Source organism: Pseudomonas sp. PGPR N4 (assembly GCF_059693665.1).
The window spans coordinates 895,323-911,376 of record NZ_JCAUKV010000001.1; the positions used below are offsets into that span (position 1 = coordinate 895,323).

The 16,054-nt window shown below is 60.9% G+C and carries 19 protein-coding genes and 1 pseudogene; 14 read left to right on the forward strand and 6 right to left on the reverse strand.

Features of this window, described 5'->3' with window-relative positions; all coding sequences use genetic code 11:
• The first annotated feature begins 101 nt into the window (after window positions 1-101).
• Window positions 102-830, forward strand: a complete 729-nt coding sequence (locus AC58X1_RS03960) for a Crp/Fnr family transcriptional regulator (RefSeq protein ID WP_188036370.1) — start codon at window positions 102-104, stop codon at window positions 828-830.
• Between the two features lie 243 nt (window positions 831-1,073).
• Complete coding sequence (locus tag AC58X1_RS03965; RefSeq protein ID WP_497428386.1) at window positions 1,074-1,637, forward strand: DUF1003 domain-containing protein; 564 nt, start codon at window positions 1,074-1,076, stop codon at window positions 1,635-1,637.
• 51 nt (window positions 1,638-1,688) lie between these two features.
• On the opposite strand, the gene AC58X1_RS03970 is transcribed toward AC58X1_RS03965, so the two are convergent.
• Window positions 1,689-1,976 (reverse strand): hypothetical protein, encoded by a 288-nt coding sequence (locus tag AC58X1_RS03970; protein ID WP_150571701.1) that lies wholly within the window; start codon window positions 1,974-1,976, stop codon window positions 1,689-1,691.
• Between the two features lie 506 nt (window positions 1,977-2,482).
• Here AC58X1_RS03970 and AC58X1_RS03975 point away from each other — a divergent pair.
• A complete protein-coding gene (locus AC58X1_RS03975) occupies window positions 2,483-2,797 on the forward strand; it encodes a hypothetical protein (protein ID WP_497428791.1) in 315 nt (104 codons plus the stop codon).
• Window positions 2,798-3,001: 204 nt separating this feature from the next.
• On the opposite strand, the gene AC58X1_RS03980 is transcribed toward AC58X1_RS03975, so the two are convergent.
• A complete protein-coding gene (locus AC58X1_RS03980) occupies window positions 3,002-3,322 on the reverse strand; it encodes a hypothetical protein (RefSeq protein ID WP_497428387.1) in 321 nt (106 codons plus the stop codon).
• Between the two features lie 98 nt (window positions 3,323-3,420).
• Here AC58X1_RS03980 and AC58X1_RS03985 point away from each other — a divergent pair, with 98 nt between their 5' ends.
• The 3 genes from AC58X1_RS03985 to AC58X1_RS03995 all read left to right on the forward strand — a co-directional run bounded on the left by AC58X1_RS03985 (window position 3,421) and on the right by AC58X1_RS03995 (window position 7,103).
• The gene (locus tag AC58X1_RS03985; protein WP_497428388.1) at window positions 3,421-4,095 is read left to right on the forward strand and encodes a site-specific integrase; all 675 of its coding nucleotides are present in this window, start codon (window positions 3,421-3,423) and stop codon (window positions 4,093-4,095) included.
• A gap of 20 nt (window positions 4,096-4,115) precedes the next feature.
• Complete coding sequence (locus tag AC58X1_RS03990) at window positions 4,116-5,702, forward strand: ABC-F family ATPase (RefSeq protein ID WP_497428389.1); 1,587 nt, start codon at window positions 4,116-4,118, stop codon at window positions 5,700-5,702.
• A gap of 210 nt (window positions 5,703-5,912) precedes the next feature.
• On the forward strand, window positions 5,913-7,103 hold the full coding sequence (locus AC58X1_RS03995; RefSeq protein ID WP_497428390.1) for an MFS transporter: 1,191 nt from the start codon (window positions 5,913-5,915) through the stop codon (window positions 7,101-7,103).
• Here the strand turns inward: AC58X1_RS03995 and AC58X1_RS04000 are convergent.
• The gene (locus AC58X1_RS04000; RefSeq protein WP_497428391.1) at window positions 7,071-8,114 is read right to left on the reverse strand and encodes an alpha/beta hydrolase family protein; all 1,044 of its coding nucleotides are present in this window, start codon (window positions 8,112-8,114) and stop codon (window positions 7,071-7,073) included. The two genes, AC58X1_RS03995 and AC58X1_RS04000, sit on opposite strands and share 33 nt — an antisense overlap.
• A 149-nt stretch (window positions 8,115-8,263) precedes the next feature.
• The gene (locus tag AC58X1_RS04005) at window positions 8,264-8,875 is read right to left on the reverse strand and encodes an FMN-dependent NADH-azoreductase (RefSeq protein ID WP_150569164.1); all 612 of its coding nucleotides are present in this window, start codon (window positions 8,873-8,875) and stop codon (window positions 8,264-8,266) included.
• 132 nt (window positions 8,876-9,007) lie between these two features.
• Between AC58X1_RS04005 and AC58X1_RS04010 the strand changes: the two genes are divergently transcribed.
• Together AC58X1_RS04010 and AC58X1_RS04015 are read left to right on the forward strand one after the other, a co-directional pair.
• On the forward strand, window positions 9,008-9,910 hold the full coding sequence (locus AC58X1_RS04010) for a LysR substrate-binding domain-containing protein (RefSeq protein WP_101319665.1): 903 nt from the start codon (window positions 9,008-9,010) through the stop codon (window positions 9,908-9,910).
• A 7-nt stretch (window positions 9,911-9,917) separates the two neighbouring features.
• Window positions 9,918-10,262, forward strand: coding sequence for an MmcQ/YjbR family DNA-binding protein (locus tag AC58X1_RS04015; RefSeq protein ID WP_497428766.1), 345 nt, complete (start codon window positions 9,918-9,920; stop codon window positions 10,260-10,262).
• 16 nt (window positions 10,263-10,278) lie between these two features.
• Here the strand turns inward: AC58X1_RS04015 and AC58X1_RS04020 are convergent, their stop codons facing one another.
• Together AC58X1_RS04020 and AC58X1_RS04025 are read right to left on the reverse strand one after the other, a co-directional pair.
• Window positions 10,279-10,719: a DUF1294 domain-containing protein gene (locus AC58X1_RS04020; RefSeq protein WP_497428392.1), complete on the reverse strand. Its 441-nt coding sequence runs from the start codon at window positions 10,717-10,719 to the stop codon at window positions 10,279-10,281.
• 1 nt (window position 10,720) lies between these two features.
• Window positions 10,721-11,551 carry an undecaprenyl-diphosphate phosphatase gene (locus tag AC58X1_RS04025; RefSeq protein ID WP_188036052.1) on the reverse strand — a complete coding sequence of 277 codons (831 nt, stop codon included), beginning with the start codon at window positions 11,549-11,551 and terminating at the stop codon, window positions 10,721-10,723.
• Window positions 11,552-11,941: 390 nt separating this feature from the next.
• Here AC58X1_RS04025 and AC58X1_RS04030 point away from each other — a divergent pair.
• From AC58X1_RS04030 to fapB, 6 genes and pseudogenes are all read left to right on the forward strand, one after another.
• Window positions 11,942-12,613 (forward strand): annotated as a pseudogene (locus tag AC58X1_RS04030) (cache domain-containing protein); the annotation flags it as partial.
• A 138-nt stretch (window positions 12,614-12,751) separates the two neighbouring features.
• Window positions 12,752-13,486, forward strand: a complete 735-nt coding sequence (locus AC58X1_RS04035; protein WP_371411612.1) for a methyl-accepting chemotaxis protein — start codon at window positions 12,752-12,754, stop codon at window positions 13,484-13,486.
• A 117-nt stretch (window positions 13,487-13,603) separates the two neighbouring features.
• Entirely contained in the window at window positions 13,604-14,170 is a 567-nt protein-coding gene (gene pnuC, locus AC58X1_RS04040; RefSeq protein ID WP_181108451.1) for a nicotinamide riboside transporter PnuC, read from the forward strand.
• Window positions 14,167-14,718, forward strand: a complete 552-nt coding sequence (locus AC58X1_RS04045; protein ID WP_101319678.1) for an AAA family ATPase — start codon at window positions 14,167-14,169, stop codon at window positions 14,716-14,718. The genes pnuC and AC58X1_RS04045 overlap by 4 nt, the downstream gene beginning before the upstream one ends.
• 299 nt (window positions 14,719-15,017) lie before the next feature.
• Window positions 15,018-15,455, forward strand: coding sequence for a functional amyloid chaperone FapA (fapA, locus tag AC58X1_RS04050; RefSeq protein ID WP_101319680.1), 438 nt, complete (start codon window positions 15,018-15,020; stop codon window positions 15,453-15,455).
• Window position 15,456: 1 nt separating this feature from the next.
• A complete protein-coding gene (gene fapB / locus AC58X1_RS04055; protein ID WP_150569159.1) occupies window positions 15,457-16,029 on the forward strand; it encodes a fibril amyloid subunit FapB in 573 nt (190 codons plus the stop codon).
• Window positions 16,030-16,054: the final 25 nt, after the last annotated feature.

A 16,054-nucleotide genomic window follows, 5' to 3' on the forward strand; every position in this document is an offset into this window, starting at 1 on the left:
GCATCGCAGATCGCTGCGGCGGATTCGGTGCGTTGCCGCGCTTGGTGCGCTTTGGAGTAACCTGTCCCCCTCAGGAAATTTTCCCTCGAAGGGCGGCTGATATGTTCGTTGTACCCAGGCCACAACAGAACTACCTGCTGGCAGCGCTTCCGGGGCCAGCGCTGGAGCGCCTCCTACCCCATCTCGAACCGGTCGAGCTGCCACTGGGCAAAGTGCTCTATGAATCCGGCGGTGCCCTGCGACATGTGTACTTCCCCACCGATTGCATCGTGTCACTGTTGTACGTGATGGAGAACGGCGCCTCGGCCGAGATTTCGGTGGTCGGAAACGAAGGCTTGATCGGCGTGGCAGTCTTCATGGGCGGCGAAAGCACACCCAGTCGTGCCGTTGTGCAAAGTGCCGGGCATGCCTATCGCTTGCCCGGCCAGCAACTCAAGGACGAGTTCAACCGCCATGAAGAGATGCTGATGCTGATGCTGCGCTACACACAAGCACTGATCACGCAAATGGCCCAGACGGCGGTGTGCAATCGCCACCACGCCATCGACCAGCAACTGTGCCGCTGGCTGCTCTTGTCGCTTGATCGCCTACCCGGCAATGAACTGATCATGACCCAGGAATTGATCGCCAACATGCTGGGTGTACGCCGCGAAGGCGTGACCGACGCTGCCGGCAAGCTCCAGCGGCTGGGGGTCATCGAATACAGTCGGGGACATATCAAGATCCTGGACAGGACTCGTCTGGAGGAGCTGAGTTGCGAATGCTACGCCGTGGTCAAAAGAGAAACCGAACGATTGCAGCCTTACTTTCCATGTCCAAGCGACCCATGAGATGTTCGAAAGGCGGCGTTGGGTCGATAGAGGACATCGGCTAACCCCTGTCGCAGGTTGACCGATTCCTTGCTGACATCGATTTTCACCATTCCTTACTCACCTGAGCTTCTCGCGCCCCCCCGCTGCCCGCCAGCGCCTTCCCCTATTCAACGATAACGCCTGCTCGCTAAAGGCGGCGCGCACTGGGAATTCTGGGGGCTAGTCTAGACTGGACATGAGAAATCACCACGGAGCCAGCAGATGGACCCGTTAACCTCTGATCAGTCTAAACCTCATGAAGCTCCTGAAGACGTCGACCATCTCAGGTTTCATCGCGCCCATGAGCATATGCACCACCCCTTTGGTAATGATGCATTTGCCCGCAGAGCCGAAGCTTTCGCCCGTTTTTTTGGCACACCGTTGTTCCTAGGTTCCCAGTCACTCGTGGTTCTTATCTGGATTGGTATCAGCTTATCGGGACTGTCAGCGTTCGATCCCTACCCCTTCATTCTACTGAATCTAGCGTTTAGTCTGCAGGCGGCCTACGCGGCCCCTTTAATTCTTCTGGCTCAAACTCGCCAAGCCGACCGCGACAAAGCGACCTCTGAAGCAGACGCACGACACCGAGAGGCAATTGCCATGGCCAATGAAAGACGGCAGCGGGACGCAGAGATTCACAGCCGGCAGCTACTGCAGTTACTGGAGCAAAATACACACCTCACGGAAGTAACAAAGCAAATGAGTGAGAGAATCGAGGTACTCACTTCGCAGATGCACTCGCGCTTGCTTACTTCGTCAGAGAAAGCGCCTACATCTAGTAACTAAGACCCCTCATCTATTACCAGTTTCAAACAGCCCTAGCGCCCGCCAGCGCCTTCAGAGCACATCCGAGGCAGGCAAACCTTCAGTGGCCACGCGCCGTGCCCGGCCCACGCCCCAAGCCAGCGCCCTGCTCATCGACTCACCAGGACGTGCATCGTAGGCCTCCTCATGAATGGCCATACCGCGTGGTGCATATACCCCGATGAACATCTGAGTGCTACCAGTTCGCGACAGACGTACCTGGACATCAATAAACGTTCCATCGTCCAGAGTCTCATCATGAATTCGGTGGTGAAGCGTGGGGTCAGCCCAACCCCAGAAAATATCGCCGCGGATTCGCATGCCGTACTCCTACGACTCAGATAGTTATGAGGTTGTAGTAAGCAAGATAGCGAAAGCGAGGCGGTAATCAACTGCGGCTCAAGAGGCCGAGGGCTTCACCGGACGAGCGGAACCGCCTTACGAATCGACACCGGGCTTATCCAGAGTTGCGGCGAAACTCATCCATTCATCGAACGCCTTCCGATGCTGGGCGCAGACATAGTCCCATCCAGCACCAGTAGTGCACCCGTAGGCCACCTGGCTCATCGTCGCAGCGGTTTGCATGTCCAGCTTGCGTAGCAGCTCATAAGCTTGAAATTGCCTCTCCCTGTCTAGCTTTGTCACTGTAATCACCGATGTCCAAGGCCAGCCGAATGGCACGCTTATTCGGTAGACCCTTGCAGTACCACTTAAGTCATTAATCCTCCCGATTACACCGAATGACCTTAGAGGTGCGGCCAAGGAATCGTCATGTCTGAAGATATCAAGCTGATCCAGCCAGCGCCGGTCGTCGCGACGAATACGAAATGTTCCAGCACCCTGACCTGCCTGACTTCAAGGAGGGTGATGTCGACCGGTGCAAAGCCTGGCGCGCCTCAGGGCCGGATGGTTACAGTCGGGCGCATGCCGCCTATCTGTGCATCGGCATATTCAATCCAGCGCGCGAAGGCATCACGGTGCTGGCGGCACGTTTCCTCCCAATCAATCTGTTCCATCTGCTCGTAGGCTATTTGCTTCATCGTGTCAGCAGCCAAGTCGCTCAGACCCTTGAGAGCCTGGTACGCCTGATATTGGCGCTCATGCCTTTCAGTGTCCATGAGAGTTCATCCGCAAGTAATTAATAGTAGCCACTGATCAAGCGACCTTGGCAAGCGGCGTGAAGGTTCGCTACTTACTCAAAAAGCCGACGAGCGACACTAATATTCACCGCGTACGAAAGCGGAGCCGGCGGAGCCAAGACCAAGATTGAAGCCGTGCGCAACGGAGAGCATCTGATCGAAGCTATCTATTGGGTGAAGTCATGATCGCCGTTGCTCAACTCCGCTCTATCCGGCTCTCAAACTGCGGTGGGTAGTCAGCACTCCCTTCTCATCAAACAAGAAAATCATCTGGTTGCCGCCCTTGTCCTGACAAACAACTCCATCAGTGTTCCCTTCAACAATTCCTTGGCAAGCCATATTCCATACGTATGGACGGATTTGACACTTCAGGGTTTTGCCATCTTGGATAATCAGGTGGTTGGTAGCAGAGATATCTTTTGGATCGGGCTTGGGGCAAGCGCCTTCACCCCAGTTGACACCCTGATGATTTGGTTGTGAAGCACAGCCGGCCAATAGCAGAAGGGGTAAAAGACACCTGAAATTCATGAGCACCGTCCTTGGTTATGAAGACATGTTCGAGGGTCGTCCATAGAAGCCCCTCTTATTGTGCGCCACTTCGCAGTGCCATTTGAAGGCTGTGGAACGTGACTCTCGACGACTGGCACGCTGAAAGGCTCAGAAACAACTCATCTTGCTCGACTTGCCTGAAGGCGTCTGAATCAAGCACGGCGGTCAGATCATCTACAGCAAAAGGAGATATGACGAATGGCTGGAAAGCCAATGGATCCCTACCCAGAGGAATCGAGATCTTCCGCAACTCCCTCCGCATCCTTTTCACATGGACCCTGCTCCGCCGCGTCATCGCTGAAACAGACTGGACGTCAGCCGACGTGAAGCGCAACGCGATCACCAGACTCGCGACGATTCTGGATGCCGCAACCCGTGAGGGTCTGCTGACCAAGAACCCAGCAGCGCTGATTGAGCTGCCAAAGCGCTCGAGGAAAGAAATCGACCCGTTCACCCTGGCTGAAGCCAACACCATCATCAGGCAGACGTCGGATCCACACAAACAGTGGGCGCCGGTGCTGAATGAAATGGGGATCAGACGTCGCCCCCCATACAACTGCCGCCACACCTATGCGACAATGTGCGCAATGTCCGGCCTCAATCCCGCATTTATTGCCCAACAGCTGGGTCACAGCTTTCAAATGCTGCTGTCGACGTATGCCCGTTGGCTCAACTCAAGCTCCGATTGGAGCGAGCTGGAAAAACTCAAGATTGGTATCAAATCGGTATCAGCTGAAAAGCCAGCCCCGTAAGTGACTGATAGGTAAGCCCTTTGATCTCCACCGCTAACATCACCATGCAATTCGGCGCCAAGCCGCTGTTCGAAAACGTTTCGGTCAAATTCAACAACGGCAACCGCTACGGCCTGATCGGCGCCAACGGTTGCGGCAAGTCGACCTTCATGAAGATCCTCGGCGATGACCTTGAGCCGTCCGGTGGCCAGGTGATGCTCGAGCCGAACACCCGCCTGGGCAAACTGCGCCAGGATCAGTTCGCCTACGAAGACTTCACCGTGATCGACACGGTGATCATGGGCCATGAGCAACTGTTCAAGGTCAAGGCCGAGCGTGACCGCATCTACTCGCTGCCGGAAATGAGCGAAGAAGACGGCATGGCCGTCGCCGAACTGGAAACCGAGTTCGCCGAGATGGACGGCTACACCGCCGACTCGCGCGCCGGTGAGCTGCTGCTTGGCCTGGGTATCCCGCTGGAGCAGCACAACGGCCCGATGAGCGAAGTCGCACCGGGCTGGAAGCTGCGCGTATTGCTGGCCCAGGCGCTGTTCTCGGACCCGGACGTGCTGCTGCTCGACGAGCCGACCAACCACCTGGACATCAACACCATTCGCTGGCTTGAAACGGTCCTCACGGCGCGTAACAGCACCATGATCATCATTTCCCACGATCGGCACTTCCTCAATAGCGTCTGCACCCACATGGCTGACCTGGACTACGGTGAGCTGCGCCTGTTCCCTGGCAACTATGACGAGTACATGACTGCTGCGACGCAATCGCGCGAGCAGCTGCTGTCGGACAACGCCAAGAAGAAAGCCCAGATCGCCGAGCTGCAGACCTTCGTCAGCCGCTTCTCTGCCAACGCCTCGAAAGCCAAGCAGGCTACGTCGCGGGCCAAGCAGATCGACAAGATCCAGCTGGCCGAAGTCAAGCCATCGAGCCGGGTCAGCCCGTTCATCCGCTTTGAGCAGAACAAGAAGCTGCACCGTCAGGCCGTGACCATCGAAAAGATGGCCAAGGCGTTCGACAACAAGGTGCTGTTCAAGGACTTCAGCTTCACCGTCGAAGCCGGCGAACGTGTTGCCATCATCGGCCCCAACGGTATCGGCAAGACCACCTTGCTGCGTACCCTGGTCGGTGAACTGCAGCCAGACGCAGGTGCGGTGAAGTGGACCGACAGCGCCGAGGTGGGTTACTACGCGCAGGACCACGCCCACGACTTCGAAGATGACGTCAGCCTGTTCGACTGGATGGGTCAGTGGACCCAGGGCGAGCAGATGATCCGTGGCACCCTGGGCCGGATGCTGTTCTCCAACGACGAGATCCTCAAGTCGGTCAAGGTCATCTCCGGGGGTGAGCAAGGCCGCATGCTGTTCGGCAAGCTGATCCTGCAAAAGCCTAACGTACTGGTGATGGACGAACCGACCAACCACCTGGACATGGAATCGATCGAAGCGCTCAACCTGGCGCTGGAAAACTACCCGGGCACGCTGTTGTTCGTCAGCCATGACCGTGAGTTCGTGTCGTCGCTGGCCACTCGCATCCTCGAGCTGACGCCAGAAGGCGTAGTCGACTTCAGCGGTACCTACGACGACTACCTGCGTAGCCAGGGCGTCGTGGTCTGATCTGTCGCTGACAGGTTGAACCCAGTGCGGGGCAAGCCTGCGCTCATATGAACCGAGCATTCGGTCATGTGGGCGCGGGCTTGCCCCGTCGTCGTTTACAGGGCCACGCCAATGCACGCCGTAGTACTGGCAATTCGTTAGCCTGCTTTCATTTCCCTCGCGCAACCGCCATGATGGGGCACGCCCCACCGCCCGCCAGCGAACGAGCCCATGACTGCACAAGTGCCCTCCCCTGATCAAGGCTTTGCCATCACCCGCCAGATTCTTGCGATCGTTTTCTACACCTTCATTACCTTTCTCTGCATCGGCCTGCCGATCGCGGTGCTGCCCGGCCACGTGCATGACCAACTCGGCTATGGCGCGGTAATCGCCGGGGTGACCATTGGCCTGCAATACCTGACCACGCTGCTCAGCCGCCCGTTTGCCGGGCGGGTGGCGGATAGCCTGGGCGGCAAGCGTGCAATTGGCTACGGGCTGTTGGCGATCATCGGTTGCGGAGTGCTGACGCTGTTCTCGGCCTGGACATTGGCTTGGCCGCAAGCAAGCCTGGCGCTGCTGCTCGGCGGCCGTGTGCTGCTTGGGCTGGCGCAAGGCCTGATCGGTGTAGCGACCTTGAGCTGGGGCATCAATCAGGTCGGTGCCGAGCACACCGCACGGGTGATCTCCTGGAACGGCATTGCTTCGTATGGTGCCATTGCGATAGGTGCACCCGCCGGCGTGCTGCTGGTGGATGGGCTTAACTTCAGCGTGCTCGGCCCGTTGCTGGTGATCCTCGCAGTGGTTGGCCTGTTCGCCCTGCGTCAACGACCCGATGTGGTGGTAGTGCGTGGCGAGCGCCTTGGCTTCTGGTCAGCGTTCGTGCGCGTGGCGCCGTGCGGCACGAGCCTGATGCTGGCGTCGATCGGCTACGGCACGCTGACCACCTTCGTCACCTTGTACTACCTCGAACGCGGCTGGACCGGCGCTGCGCTGTGCCTGAGCGCCTTTGGTGTGTGCTTCATCATTTCGCGCTTGCTGTTCGTCAACGCGGTCAACCGCTTTGGCGGTTATACGGTGGCGATAACCTGCATGGCGACCGAAGTGGTCGGCTTGACGTTGCTGTGGCTGGCCCCCTCACCGGGATTTGCTCTGCTTGGCGCTGGCCTGACCGGCTTTGGCCTGTCACTGGTGTACCCGGCGCTCGGCGTCGAAGCGATCAAGCATGTGCCACCGAGCAGCCGTGGTGCCGGCCTGGGCGCCTATGCGGTGTTCTTCGATTTGGCGCTGGCCATTGCCGGCCCGGTAATGGGCGCGGTCGCCGTACATCTAGGTTACGCCTCGATCTTTTGCGTAACCGCCCTGCTGGCGCTATCAGGAGTAGGCCTGACGCTACTGCTGGCGCGGCGAAATCAACGCGGCTGAGCGTTCTGCCGGTTCTGGTGCACCAAGCGCCTGGGTAAAGAAATCAGCCGTTTCACGCTGCAACGAGCGGTGGATCTGGCGCCGGTCGATACCGGCAGCGTCCTGGCAGAGCACCGGCATGCGTGCATGTTGCTCGTCATCGCAAGGCGCCATGAATACGAAATGCCCGGCGCCGGCCAGCAGGCGGTAATCGGGTGTCACTGGCAACTTGCGCGCCAGCGCATCGGCGTTGTGCTCCAGCGCGAGCAACTGGTCGTTGTCGCCGCTGTACATCAATACCGGCAGGTGGACGTTGCTCAAAGCATGCCTACCAAACATCAGGCTAAGCGGCGCCATCAACACCACAGCGCCGACGCGCGGGTCGGCATGGGGCGCCAGCTCACTGCGGTCGGCAATCAGCACACCGTGGGTTTTACAGGCATCGGCGTCGGTCGGCCGCTCCTGGCAATAGCGCTGCAGACGCTCCAGATCAGGCTTCGCACCGGACAGGATCAGCGCGGTCTCGCCACCTGCCGAATAGCCGATCACGCCGACCTTGCCGTCGTCCAGATAGGGGCCCAGCAACGCATCCGCGCGGGCGGCAGTGATCGCCGCGCTGACCTGCAGCGGGCGCCCGTACAGATTGCTCAGGGTACCCAGCCGGCTCGGATCACGGGCGTTGTCACCAGGGTGGGTCAAGGCGATGACCACAAAGCCCTGGCGGGCAAGGCCTGTGGCCAGGTCATGCAGCGCCAGTGGGCTCCCGGTATTGCCGTGGGAAATGACCAACAGCGGAAAATGCCCAAGCGCCACCGGCGCTTCCTCGGCAGCGCGCAGCTGATAGCCGTCGATACGCAGACTGTGGGTCGCGCCACTGGCAGGATAGAAAGCCAAGGCGTGCATGGGCCGCGCATCCACCGGATCGGTGAGTTGCAGAGCGTGCAGGCCAGCGACCCAAGGCGCGGCATTCGCATGGCCAATCAGGCTGGTGAGCACTACCAGCGCGGCAATCGTTCGTGAGAGGTAGGTCACCGGCGTCTCCCCCGCAGATGGGCGGATGACATCAGCTTAAGGCCCTATGGCTCAGGGCAGATGAAAACTGGATGAAACACACAACAATTGCGGGCAGATGACAGCCAAATTCGCCGCCACCTGCCCGCTTCCAGCTGGTTGAACCGTGATCAGGCGGCTGCGAACAGCTCGCCGGCGATCTGCGCCTGGGCAGCGTCGATGGCTGCAGTGCGCTGCTCAGGGCCATAAGCCAAGCCGTGGGCGCGGACGATTTCCAGATCGGTGACACCGATAAAGCCCAGGAACACCTTGAGGAAATCTTCATGACCAGCGCCAGTGGCCTGGCCGGCGTGCAGGCCGCCAGCAGTCGACACCAGGATCACCTTCTTGTTGCCGCACAGGCCTTCTGGGCCGGCCTCGGTGTAGCGGAAAGTCTTGCCGGCTACCGCAACGCGATCGATCCAGGCCTTGAGCTGGGTCGGCACGCTGAAGTTGTACATCGGCGCACCGATCACTACCGCGTCGGCAGCGAGGAATTCGTCCAGGGTTTCCTGGCTCAGCCTGGCCTCGAACGCCTGGGCTGCATCACGCGCTTCTTCAGCGGTGCCTGCAGCCAACAGGGTGGCAGCCGAGAAATGGCTGATGGCGTCGGCAGCGAGGTCGCGGTACACCACTTCGATGCTGGCGTCGGCAGCCTGCCAGGCCTGGACCACTTCGCGGCTGAGCTGGCGGGAAGCGGAATTGTCGCCGAGGATGCTCGAATCGATGTGCAACAGTTTCATGGGGACTCTCCAGGATTGGCGACCGCGATAGGAGCGATCTCGATGGAGAGAATCCTACAGAGCTATCGAATAGATGATTAGTAGCTAAGAATGCACTAGATTGTCCCATCGGTAGAACAATGGGCTAAGTGAATGCAAGATCTTAACGACCTGTTTTATTTCGCCAGGGTGGTCGAAGCCGGTGGCTTTGCCGCCGCCGGGCGCCAGCTGGGGATACCCAAGTCACGCCTGTCGCGGCGCATCGCCGAGCTGGAAGAGCGCCTCGGCACGCGCCTGCTGCAACGCACCACCCGCCAGCTGAAGCTGACGGCGATCGGCGAACGTTACCTGCAGCACTGCCAGGCCATGCTGCTCGAGGCGCAGATGGCCGACGAAGCGGTCGCAAGCATGACCAGCGAACCGCGCGGGCGGCTACGGGTGTCGTGCCCGGTAGCGTTGGCTCACACGTTCCTGCCGGAGGTAATCAATCGCTTTCTGCTGGCATACCCGCTGGTGCAGCTCGACATGGTCCTGCTCAATCGGCGCGTGGACCTGATTGGCGAAGGCATCGACGTCGCCATGCGGGTACGCGATCTGGGCGATGAAGACCCTGCCCTGGCTACCCGACGTCTGCGTCAGGCACAGATGCATCTGGTGGCCGCCCCAGGGTTCGCCGAAGGCCTGACCGAGCCGGCGCAGTTGGCGACGCTGCCGGTCCTCGGCGCGACCGAAGCGGACCGGCTGGTGCACATCCGCCTGCTCGGGCCCAATGGCCGTGAGCAGGAGCTGGCGCTGGAGCCACGGCTGGCGATTGATGACTTCATCCTGCGCAAGGCTGCGGTGCTCGCCGGGTTGGGCTTCACACTCCTGCCAAGCCTGTACTGCGAAGAAGAGCTGGAGCGTGGCGAGCTGGTCAGGCTGCTCCCGGAATGGTCGCTGCCTGGCGCTTGGCTGCAGGCAGTTTATCCGCACCGGCGCGGCATGCTGCCAGCGGTGCGTGTGTGGATTGATCACCTGGCAGCAGCCTTTGAGGCCTGTGGAGAGCGGTATGTCTGACGCAAGCATGAACCCCGAACAAGCAGCAGCCTTCTGCCTGGGTTTACCGGGCGCGCGAGAAGATTACAAATGGGGCGGTATCCGGGTGTTTTCGGTGGCCGGCAACAAGATGTTCGCGGTGCTTGATCTGGGCGGTGCCGGGCTGTCGTTCAAGGTCGCCGATGAGCTGTTTCTCGGCTACGTTGACCGTCCGGGGGTGAAGCCTGCGCCCTATCTGGCCCGTGCCCGCTGGATCAGCGTGGCAGCGCCCTATGCGATGGGGCGCGAGGAGCTGGCTGACTTGCTGCAGCGCTCGCACCAGCTGGTGGTGCGCAAACTGCCAAAACGGCTGCAAGCGGGTTTGTTGCTTTGAGCGGCAACGCTGCCGCTTATATAGGCAGCAGCGCCAGCCAACGCCCACCCAGCAGCACCTGATCCAGCCAGAACAGCTGGTGCAATGCAACGATGGCCCAGAACGTCAGCTGAAACGACAACTTGCGCGTCTTATGCCGGAAAAGCTGCTGCGCCAGCAACGCTCCGGGCCAGCCGCCCAGCAGCTCGCTGGCATGCAGGACCTTTTCTGGCGTGCGCCAGGCCTGGTTGCGAGCCTGTTGTTTATCCTGCCAATACAGCAACAGGCTGATCAGGCTCACACTCGGATACAGCGCCAAGGGCAGCCATGACTGCCCGTTCCAGGCCATCTGCGCGGCGCCGAGTCCCGGCAGCAAACACAACCCAGCCAATGCCAGCAGCTTCAAGCGCAGGTTGCGCACGCCCTCGCCCGGGGCGTGGCCGCGCGGGCGTGAGGTTGCCGGTTGCGGGCGGGCCATATCAGCCTTGCGCCGTTGCCCAGTCGATCAGGCCAAACTGCCAGGTCGCCAGGATCAGCAGGCCGAACACGATGCGGTACCAGGCAAACACCGCATAACTGTGGTTGGCGATGAACTTGAGCAGCCCACGCACGGCAATCATGGCGAAGATGAACGACACCACAAAGCCAATGGCAAACACCGGCAAGTCGGCGGGCTGGAACAGGTCGCGGTACTTGTAACCGGAGTACACCGCAGCGCCGACCATGGTTGGCATGGCCAGGAAGAACGAGAACTCGGTAGCTGCCTTGCGCGACAGGCCAAACAGCAGGCCGCCGATGATGGTCGAACCAGAGCGCGAAGTGCCGGGAATCATCGCCAGGCACTGCACCAGGCCGATTTTCAAGGCGTGGGTCCAGTTCATCTGGTCGACGTGCTCGACTTCGATGCGGTGGTCGCGGCGCTCGGCCCAGAGCATGATCACCCCGCCGACGACCAGGGCCGCAGCCACGGTGATCGGGTTGAACAGGTGATGGTGGATGAAGTCGGCGAACAGCACCCCAAGCACCACTGCCGGCAGGAACGCTACCAGCAGGTTGACGGTAAAGTGCCGTGCGCTCGGCTCACTGCGCAGCCCCAGCACCACCTCGATGATCTTGCGGCGAAACTCCCACACCACCGCCAGGATTGCACCGAGCTGGATGATGATGTTGAAGGCCATCGCCCGCTCGCCGCCAAAGTCGATCAGATCGGCGACAATGATCTGGTGGCCGGTACTGGAAATCGGCAGAAACTCGGTCAGTCCCTCGACGATGCCTAAGATGATTGCCTGAAAGGCACTCCAAAAATCCATTGTTCCCCCGCTGTGGCACTGCTGACTGCAGCGCCGTTGTTCTTGATTTACTGATAGTGGCCGCGTCGCGGCCCGGCAGTTTTACAGCGACTGTTGGTCGCTACGCCAGTCGAAAAGTTCGAGATGCCTAAAGGTTTCATCTTGAGCGGCCGAGATGCTAACAGACGAGCCTGTTTTAGGCTTGCCTGGATCCACCATGAAATGCCGCGCCAGGCACTTGGCCTTTGGTCGAGTACGGTTCGCAGGCCATGCATGCTTGGATGCCCCTGAATAACAAGAACAATCCGGGAGTGCCCTGTTATGAAGACCTTGAGGTCGATGTCGATCAGCCGTCGCTTGTGGCTGATCCTGCTGGTGGCAGTGGCAATGCTGGTGGTGCTGGGCCTGGTGATGCTGCGCCAGATCCATGGTGACCTGTATCGGGCCAAGGCTGAAAAGACCGAACACGTGGTACAGACCGCAGCCGGGGTGCTGGCCTACTACCAAGGGCTTGAGGCCGCAGGCACGCTCAGCCGTGACGCCGCGCAGCAACAGGCGCTGCAAGTGGTGCGCGGCCTGCGTTACGACGTGCAGGACTATTTCTGGATCAACGACCTCGGCCCGCGGATGATCATGCACCCGGTCAACCCCAAGCTCGATGGCCAAGACCTGTCGGCCATTCGCGACCCGGACGGGTTTGCCCTGTTCAACGAGATGGTCACCGTGGCTCGCAGTCAGGGCGCCGGGCAGATCGACTATCGCTGGCCCAAGCCCGGCGCCAGCGAGCCGGTGGCGAAAACCTCCTATATCCAGCTGTTCAAGCCGTGGGGCTGGATCATCGGCTCCGGCGTCTATGTCGATGACGTGCAAGCCGAGTTCGCCCGCCAGGTACGCGATGCCTGCCTGATCGGCCTGGGCATCGCCTTGCTGATGGCGCTGCTGGTGATGCTCATCGCGCGCAGCATTGCCCGTCCGTTGCAGCAGGCCGTACAGGCGATGGGCACCATTGCCAGCGGCGAAAGCGACCTGACCCAGCGCCTGGATACCCATGGCAAGGATGAAGTCACCTACCTGGGCGAGCACTTCAACCGCTTCAACGGCAAGTTGCAGGGGGTGATTGGCCAATTGCAGGGTGCCGCCCATGCCCTTGCCCAGTCTGCCGGCCAGGTCGGCGACAACGCCGGGCAAGCGCAACTGCGCAGCACCCAGCAATCGCTGCAGATGGACCAGGTGGCCACCGCAGTCAACGAAGTCACCTATGCCGTGCAGGATGTGGCCAAGAACGCCGAACAGGCCGCCAGCGAAATGCGCGCCGCGCAAGCGCAGGTCAGCCATGGCCAGCAGGCGATCCACGGTAGCCTGGCGCAGATCGACCGCCTTTCGCTGACCATCGACGAGGCCGTTCAGGTGATTCGCCAACTGGCCGGGCACAGCACCAAAATCGGCGGTGTACTGGAGGTGATCCGCTCGATTGCCGAGCAGACCAACCTGCTGGCCCTCAACGCTGCCATCGAAGCAGCGCGGGCCGGCGAGCAAGGCCGCGGCTTTGCCGTCGTGGCGGACGAAGTACGCTTGCTGGCGCAACGTTCGGCGCAGTCGACCGCTGAAATCCAGACCATGATCGAGCACCTGCAAGGCCAGTCCGAGGCTGCGGTGAAAGCTATCGATACCTCCAGCGAGGCCTCGCGCCAGACTGTCGCACAGGCCCGCGAAGCCGGTTCCAGCCTGGATGCGATCAGCCAGGTGCTGAACAACCTGACTGCGCTCAACGCCTCGATTGCCAGTGCCACCCTGCAGCAATCGCACGTGGTCGAGGAGATCAACCGCAATGTCACCGACACTGCCGGGCTGTCGCTGGAAACCGCCGAGGCGGCCCGCCAGTCAAGCGCTGCCGGCCTCGCCCTGGGCCAGTTGAGCGAAGAACTGGAACAACTGCTGCGCCAGTTCCGGGTCTGACCGCGGGAGCCACTGGATCAGCTCTTGTCGACTGATCCAGCGGCCTTACGCAGACAGCTACACCTGCCCCGCCCCACAGGCTACAATCGCGCCCTTCCCCTGCCCCAAGGATCGCCGATGTCCGGCCTGGAACTCTTCGCCGCCGCCCTCGGCGTCATCGCCGTATGGCTCACGGTCAAGCAGAACCCCTGGTGCTGGCCGATCGGGCTGGTGATGGTGGTGCTGTACAGCTGGGTCTTCTATGAGGTGAAACTGTACTCGGACATGCTCCTGCAACTGATCTACGCCGTGTTGCAGCTGTATGGCTGGTGGCAGTGGACTCGCCCTGGCCAGCGCGAAGACGCCCGCCAGGTCTCGCGCCTGCAGACCACCCCGATGCTGACCGGGCTGGGCCTGGGCCTGCTGGCCAGCCTGGCACTGGGCGCGGCGATGGCGCACTGGACCGATGCAGCGCAGCCCTGGCTCGACGCAGCGCTGACCGGCTTCAGCCTGGTGGCACAGTTGTGGATGGCGCAGAAGCGCCTGCAGTGCTGGACTTTGTGGATCGTACTGGACGTGATCTTCGTCGGCCTGTTCCTGTACAAAGGCCTGTACCTGACTGCCGCGCTGTATGCACTGTTCACGCTGATCGCCGTACGTGGCTGGTTCGAGTGGCGACGCGACCCTGCCCTGGTGCAGGCATGAAGGTACTGGTGCTGTGCGGTCCGGAGTCCAGTGGCAAGAGCTGGCTCAGTGGCGAAATCCAGGCACACTTCGGCGGCGAACTGGTGGGCGAGTACGTCCGCCACTTCATTGACGAGCAGGGCCGGGATACATGCTTCGCCGACATCCCGGCCATTGCCCGTGGGCAGCTCGCCTGGGAAGACAGCGCGCGGGCCCGCCAGCCTGATCTGTTGATCCTCGATACCCACCTGCTGAGCAACATGCTCTGGAGCAAGGCTCTGTTCGGCGATTGCCCGCCTGATATCGAACAGGCGCTGTTGGCGCGGCGCTACGACCTGCACCTGCTGCTCGACCCGGCCGGGGCCGACTGGGTCGCCGATGGTCAGCGTTGCCAGCCGGACCTGCACGAGCGTCAGGCCTTTTTTGCAGACAGCCTGGACTGGCTGCAACGCCACCAGCAACCGGTGCAAATCATCGGCGGCAGCTGGCCGCAACGCAGCGCTGCGGTTTTAGCTGCAGTCCAGCGCCTGCTTGATGGCAAATCGCCGGCCTGCGCTACCGAGTGTTAACTCGCTGACACACCGAACTGGGTCCAAGTCCCTGTGTTTACGTGCCCTGCGGCGCAAACAGCGGTGCTGTCACGCTGGTGATACAGCTTCGACCAAACGCCGTTCAGGTATGGCCAGAGCCGATGCGTCGCTTGTTTGCCCGGGAAACTGTGTCAGTGCTGAAACAGCTGCTGCGATGCGTAAACAGCATGTGGCCGTAGCTGTCTGATTCCCAAGCAATTAGTAAAAGCGGCACGGCTCCTGCTCTCCTCCTTCGCAACGCTGATCAGGGCCAGCGATCCGAAGAAGGAATTGCCACCGTGGCGACACTCGATAAAGGCACCTTTCACCTGTTACTGGCAGGTTGCGCACTGGGGGCAAGCCTGGCGCTGCCGGCCCAGGCCGACAATGGGCTGATCGTCATCACCCGCGATGTGCAGACGCGCAATGCAGTGCGGGCACCGCTGATCCCCGACCCGAGCCCAGTCACCGTCAACACCAACCCTTCCGCGCAGATTCTCAGGCAAACCAACGAGCTCAGCGATGGCGACTTCGCCTCGATCAGCAGCGGCGCAGGCATCAGTTCGCTGATCACCCAGCAGACCACCAACCTGGGCGGCAACATCAGCACCCAGAACCAACTGCCGAATCTGGCCGGCGGACGTTCCACAGGCTCGGGCAGCGGCATCGCCAACATGGTCAACTCCAACGTGCAGCAAGGCCTCGGCGTACTGAAAAGCATCGGCGGGGGCCAATGACATGAAGCGCTCATTGCTGATGCTGGCCACGCTCCTCACAGCCCCTGCGTTCGCCCAGTCACCCATTGTCAACAACGCCAGCATCGACAGTTCCGGCGCCCAGTACCAGGGCAACATGGCGGTCAACCAGGCTGCGGGTGATTTTTCCCAGCAAGCCAACGCCCGCGCCCTTGCCAATGGCCACGGCGCCAGCGCCACCACGCAGATCCGCCAGCGCCTGCACACCACGGTAGACGCCAACATGGACGCCACTGCCAGCATTCAAGGCAACGCCTTTACCAACGGCAACGGTGTTCTGGGGGTAAACCAGAGCAGCGGCGCCAGCAACCAGCAAGCCAATGCGCTGCGCATCAGCATCAGTGACCAGCCGCAAAGCATCGACGACAGCGTCCTCATGCAACAGAACGTGGCGCTGCTCAACAACTCCGATCCAGCTGACCCGAACCTTGGCAGTCGCCAGGTCACTACCGGTAACCAGGCATTCACCGGCAGCCGTGGGGTCATTCAGTTGAATCAGAGCGCCGGGGTAGGAAATCGAACGGCCAACACCCTGAGCGTCCGGGTCGTGGACTGACCCAAACAGGTAAGAACAACACTTA

Coding starts and splice junctions, on each gene's coding strand:
- AC58X1_RS03960 (WP_188036370.1), top strand. CDS start 102: ATGTTCGTTGTACCCAGGCCACAACAGAACTACCTGCTGGCAGCGCTT.
- AC58X1_RS03965 (WP_497428386.1), top strand. CDS start 1,074: ATGGACCCGTTAACCTCTGATCAGTCTAAACCTCATGAAGCTCCTGAA.
- AC58X1_RS03970 (WP_150571701.1), bottom strand. CDS start 1,976: ATGCGAATCCGCGGCGATATTTTCTGGGGTTGGGCTGACCCCACGCTT.
- AC58X1_RS03975 (WP_497428791.1), top strand. CDS start 2,483: ATGTTCCAGCACCCTGACCTGCCTGACTTCAAGGAGGGTGATGTCGAC.
- AC58X1_RS03980 (WP_497428387.1), bottom strand. CDS start 3,322: ATGAATTTCAGGTGTCTTTTACCCCTTCTGCTATTGGCCGGCTGTGCT.
- AC58X1_RS03995 (WP_497428390.1), top strand. CDS start 5,913: ATGACTGCACAAGTGCCCTCCCCTGATCAAGGCTTTGCCATCACCCGC.
- AC58X1_RS04005 (WP_150569164.1), bottom strand. CDS start 8,875: ATGAAACTGTTGCACATCGATTCGAGCATCCTCGGCGACAATTCCGCT.
- AC58X1_RS04010 (WP_101319665.1), top strand. CDS start 9,008: ATGCAAGATCTTAACGACCTGTTTTATTTCGCCAGGGTGGTCGAAGCC.
- AC58X1_RS04015 (WP_497428766.1), top strand. CDS start 9,918: ATGAACCCCGAACAAGCAGCAGCCTTCTGCCTGGGTTTACCGGGCGCG.
- AC58X1_RS04020 (WP_497428392.1), bottom strand. CDS start 10,719: ATGGCCCGCCCGCAACCGGCAACCTCACGCCCGCGCGGCCACGCCCCG.
- AC58X1_RS04025 (WP_188036052.1), bottom strand. CDS start 11,551: ATGGATTTTTGGAGTGCCTTTCAGGCAATCATCTTAGGCATCGTCGAG.
- AC58X1_RS04035 (WP_371411612.1), top strand. CDS start 12,752: ATGGACCAGGTGGCCACCGCAGTCAACGAAGTCACCTATGCCGTGCAG.
- pnuC (WP_181108451.1), top strand. CDS start 13,604: ATGTCCGGCCTGGAACTCTTCGCCGCCGCCCTCGGCGTCATCGCCGTA.
- AC58X1_RS04045 (WP_101319678.1), top strand. CDS start 14,167: ATGAAGGTACTGGTGCTGTGCGGTCCGGAGTCCAGTGGCAAGAGCTGG.
- fapB (WP_150569159.1), top strand. CDS start 15,457: ATGAAGCGCTCATTGCTGATGCTGGCCACGCTCCTCACAGCCCCTGCG.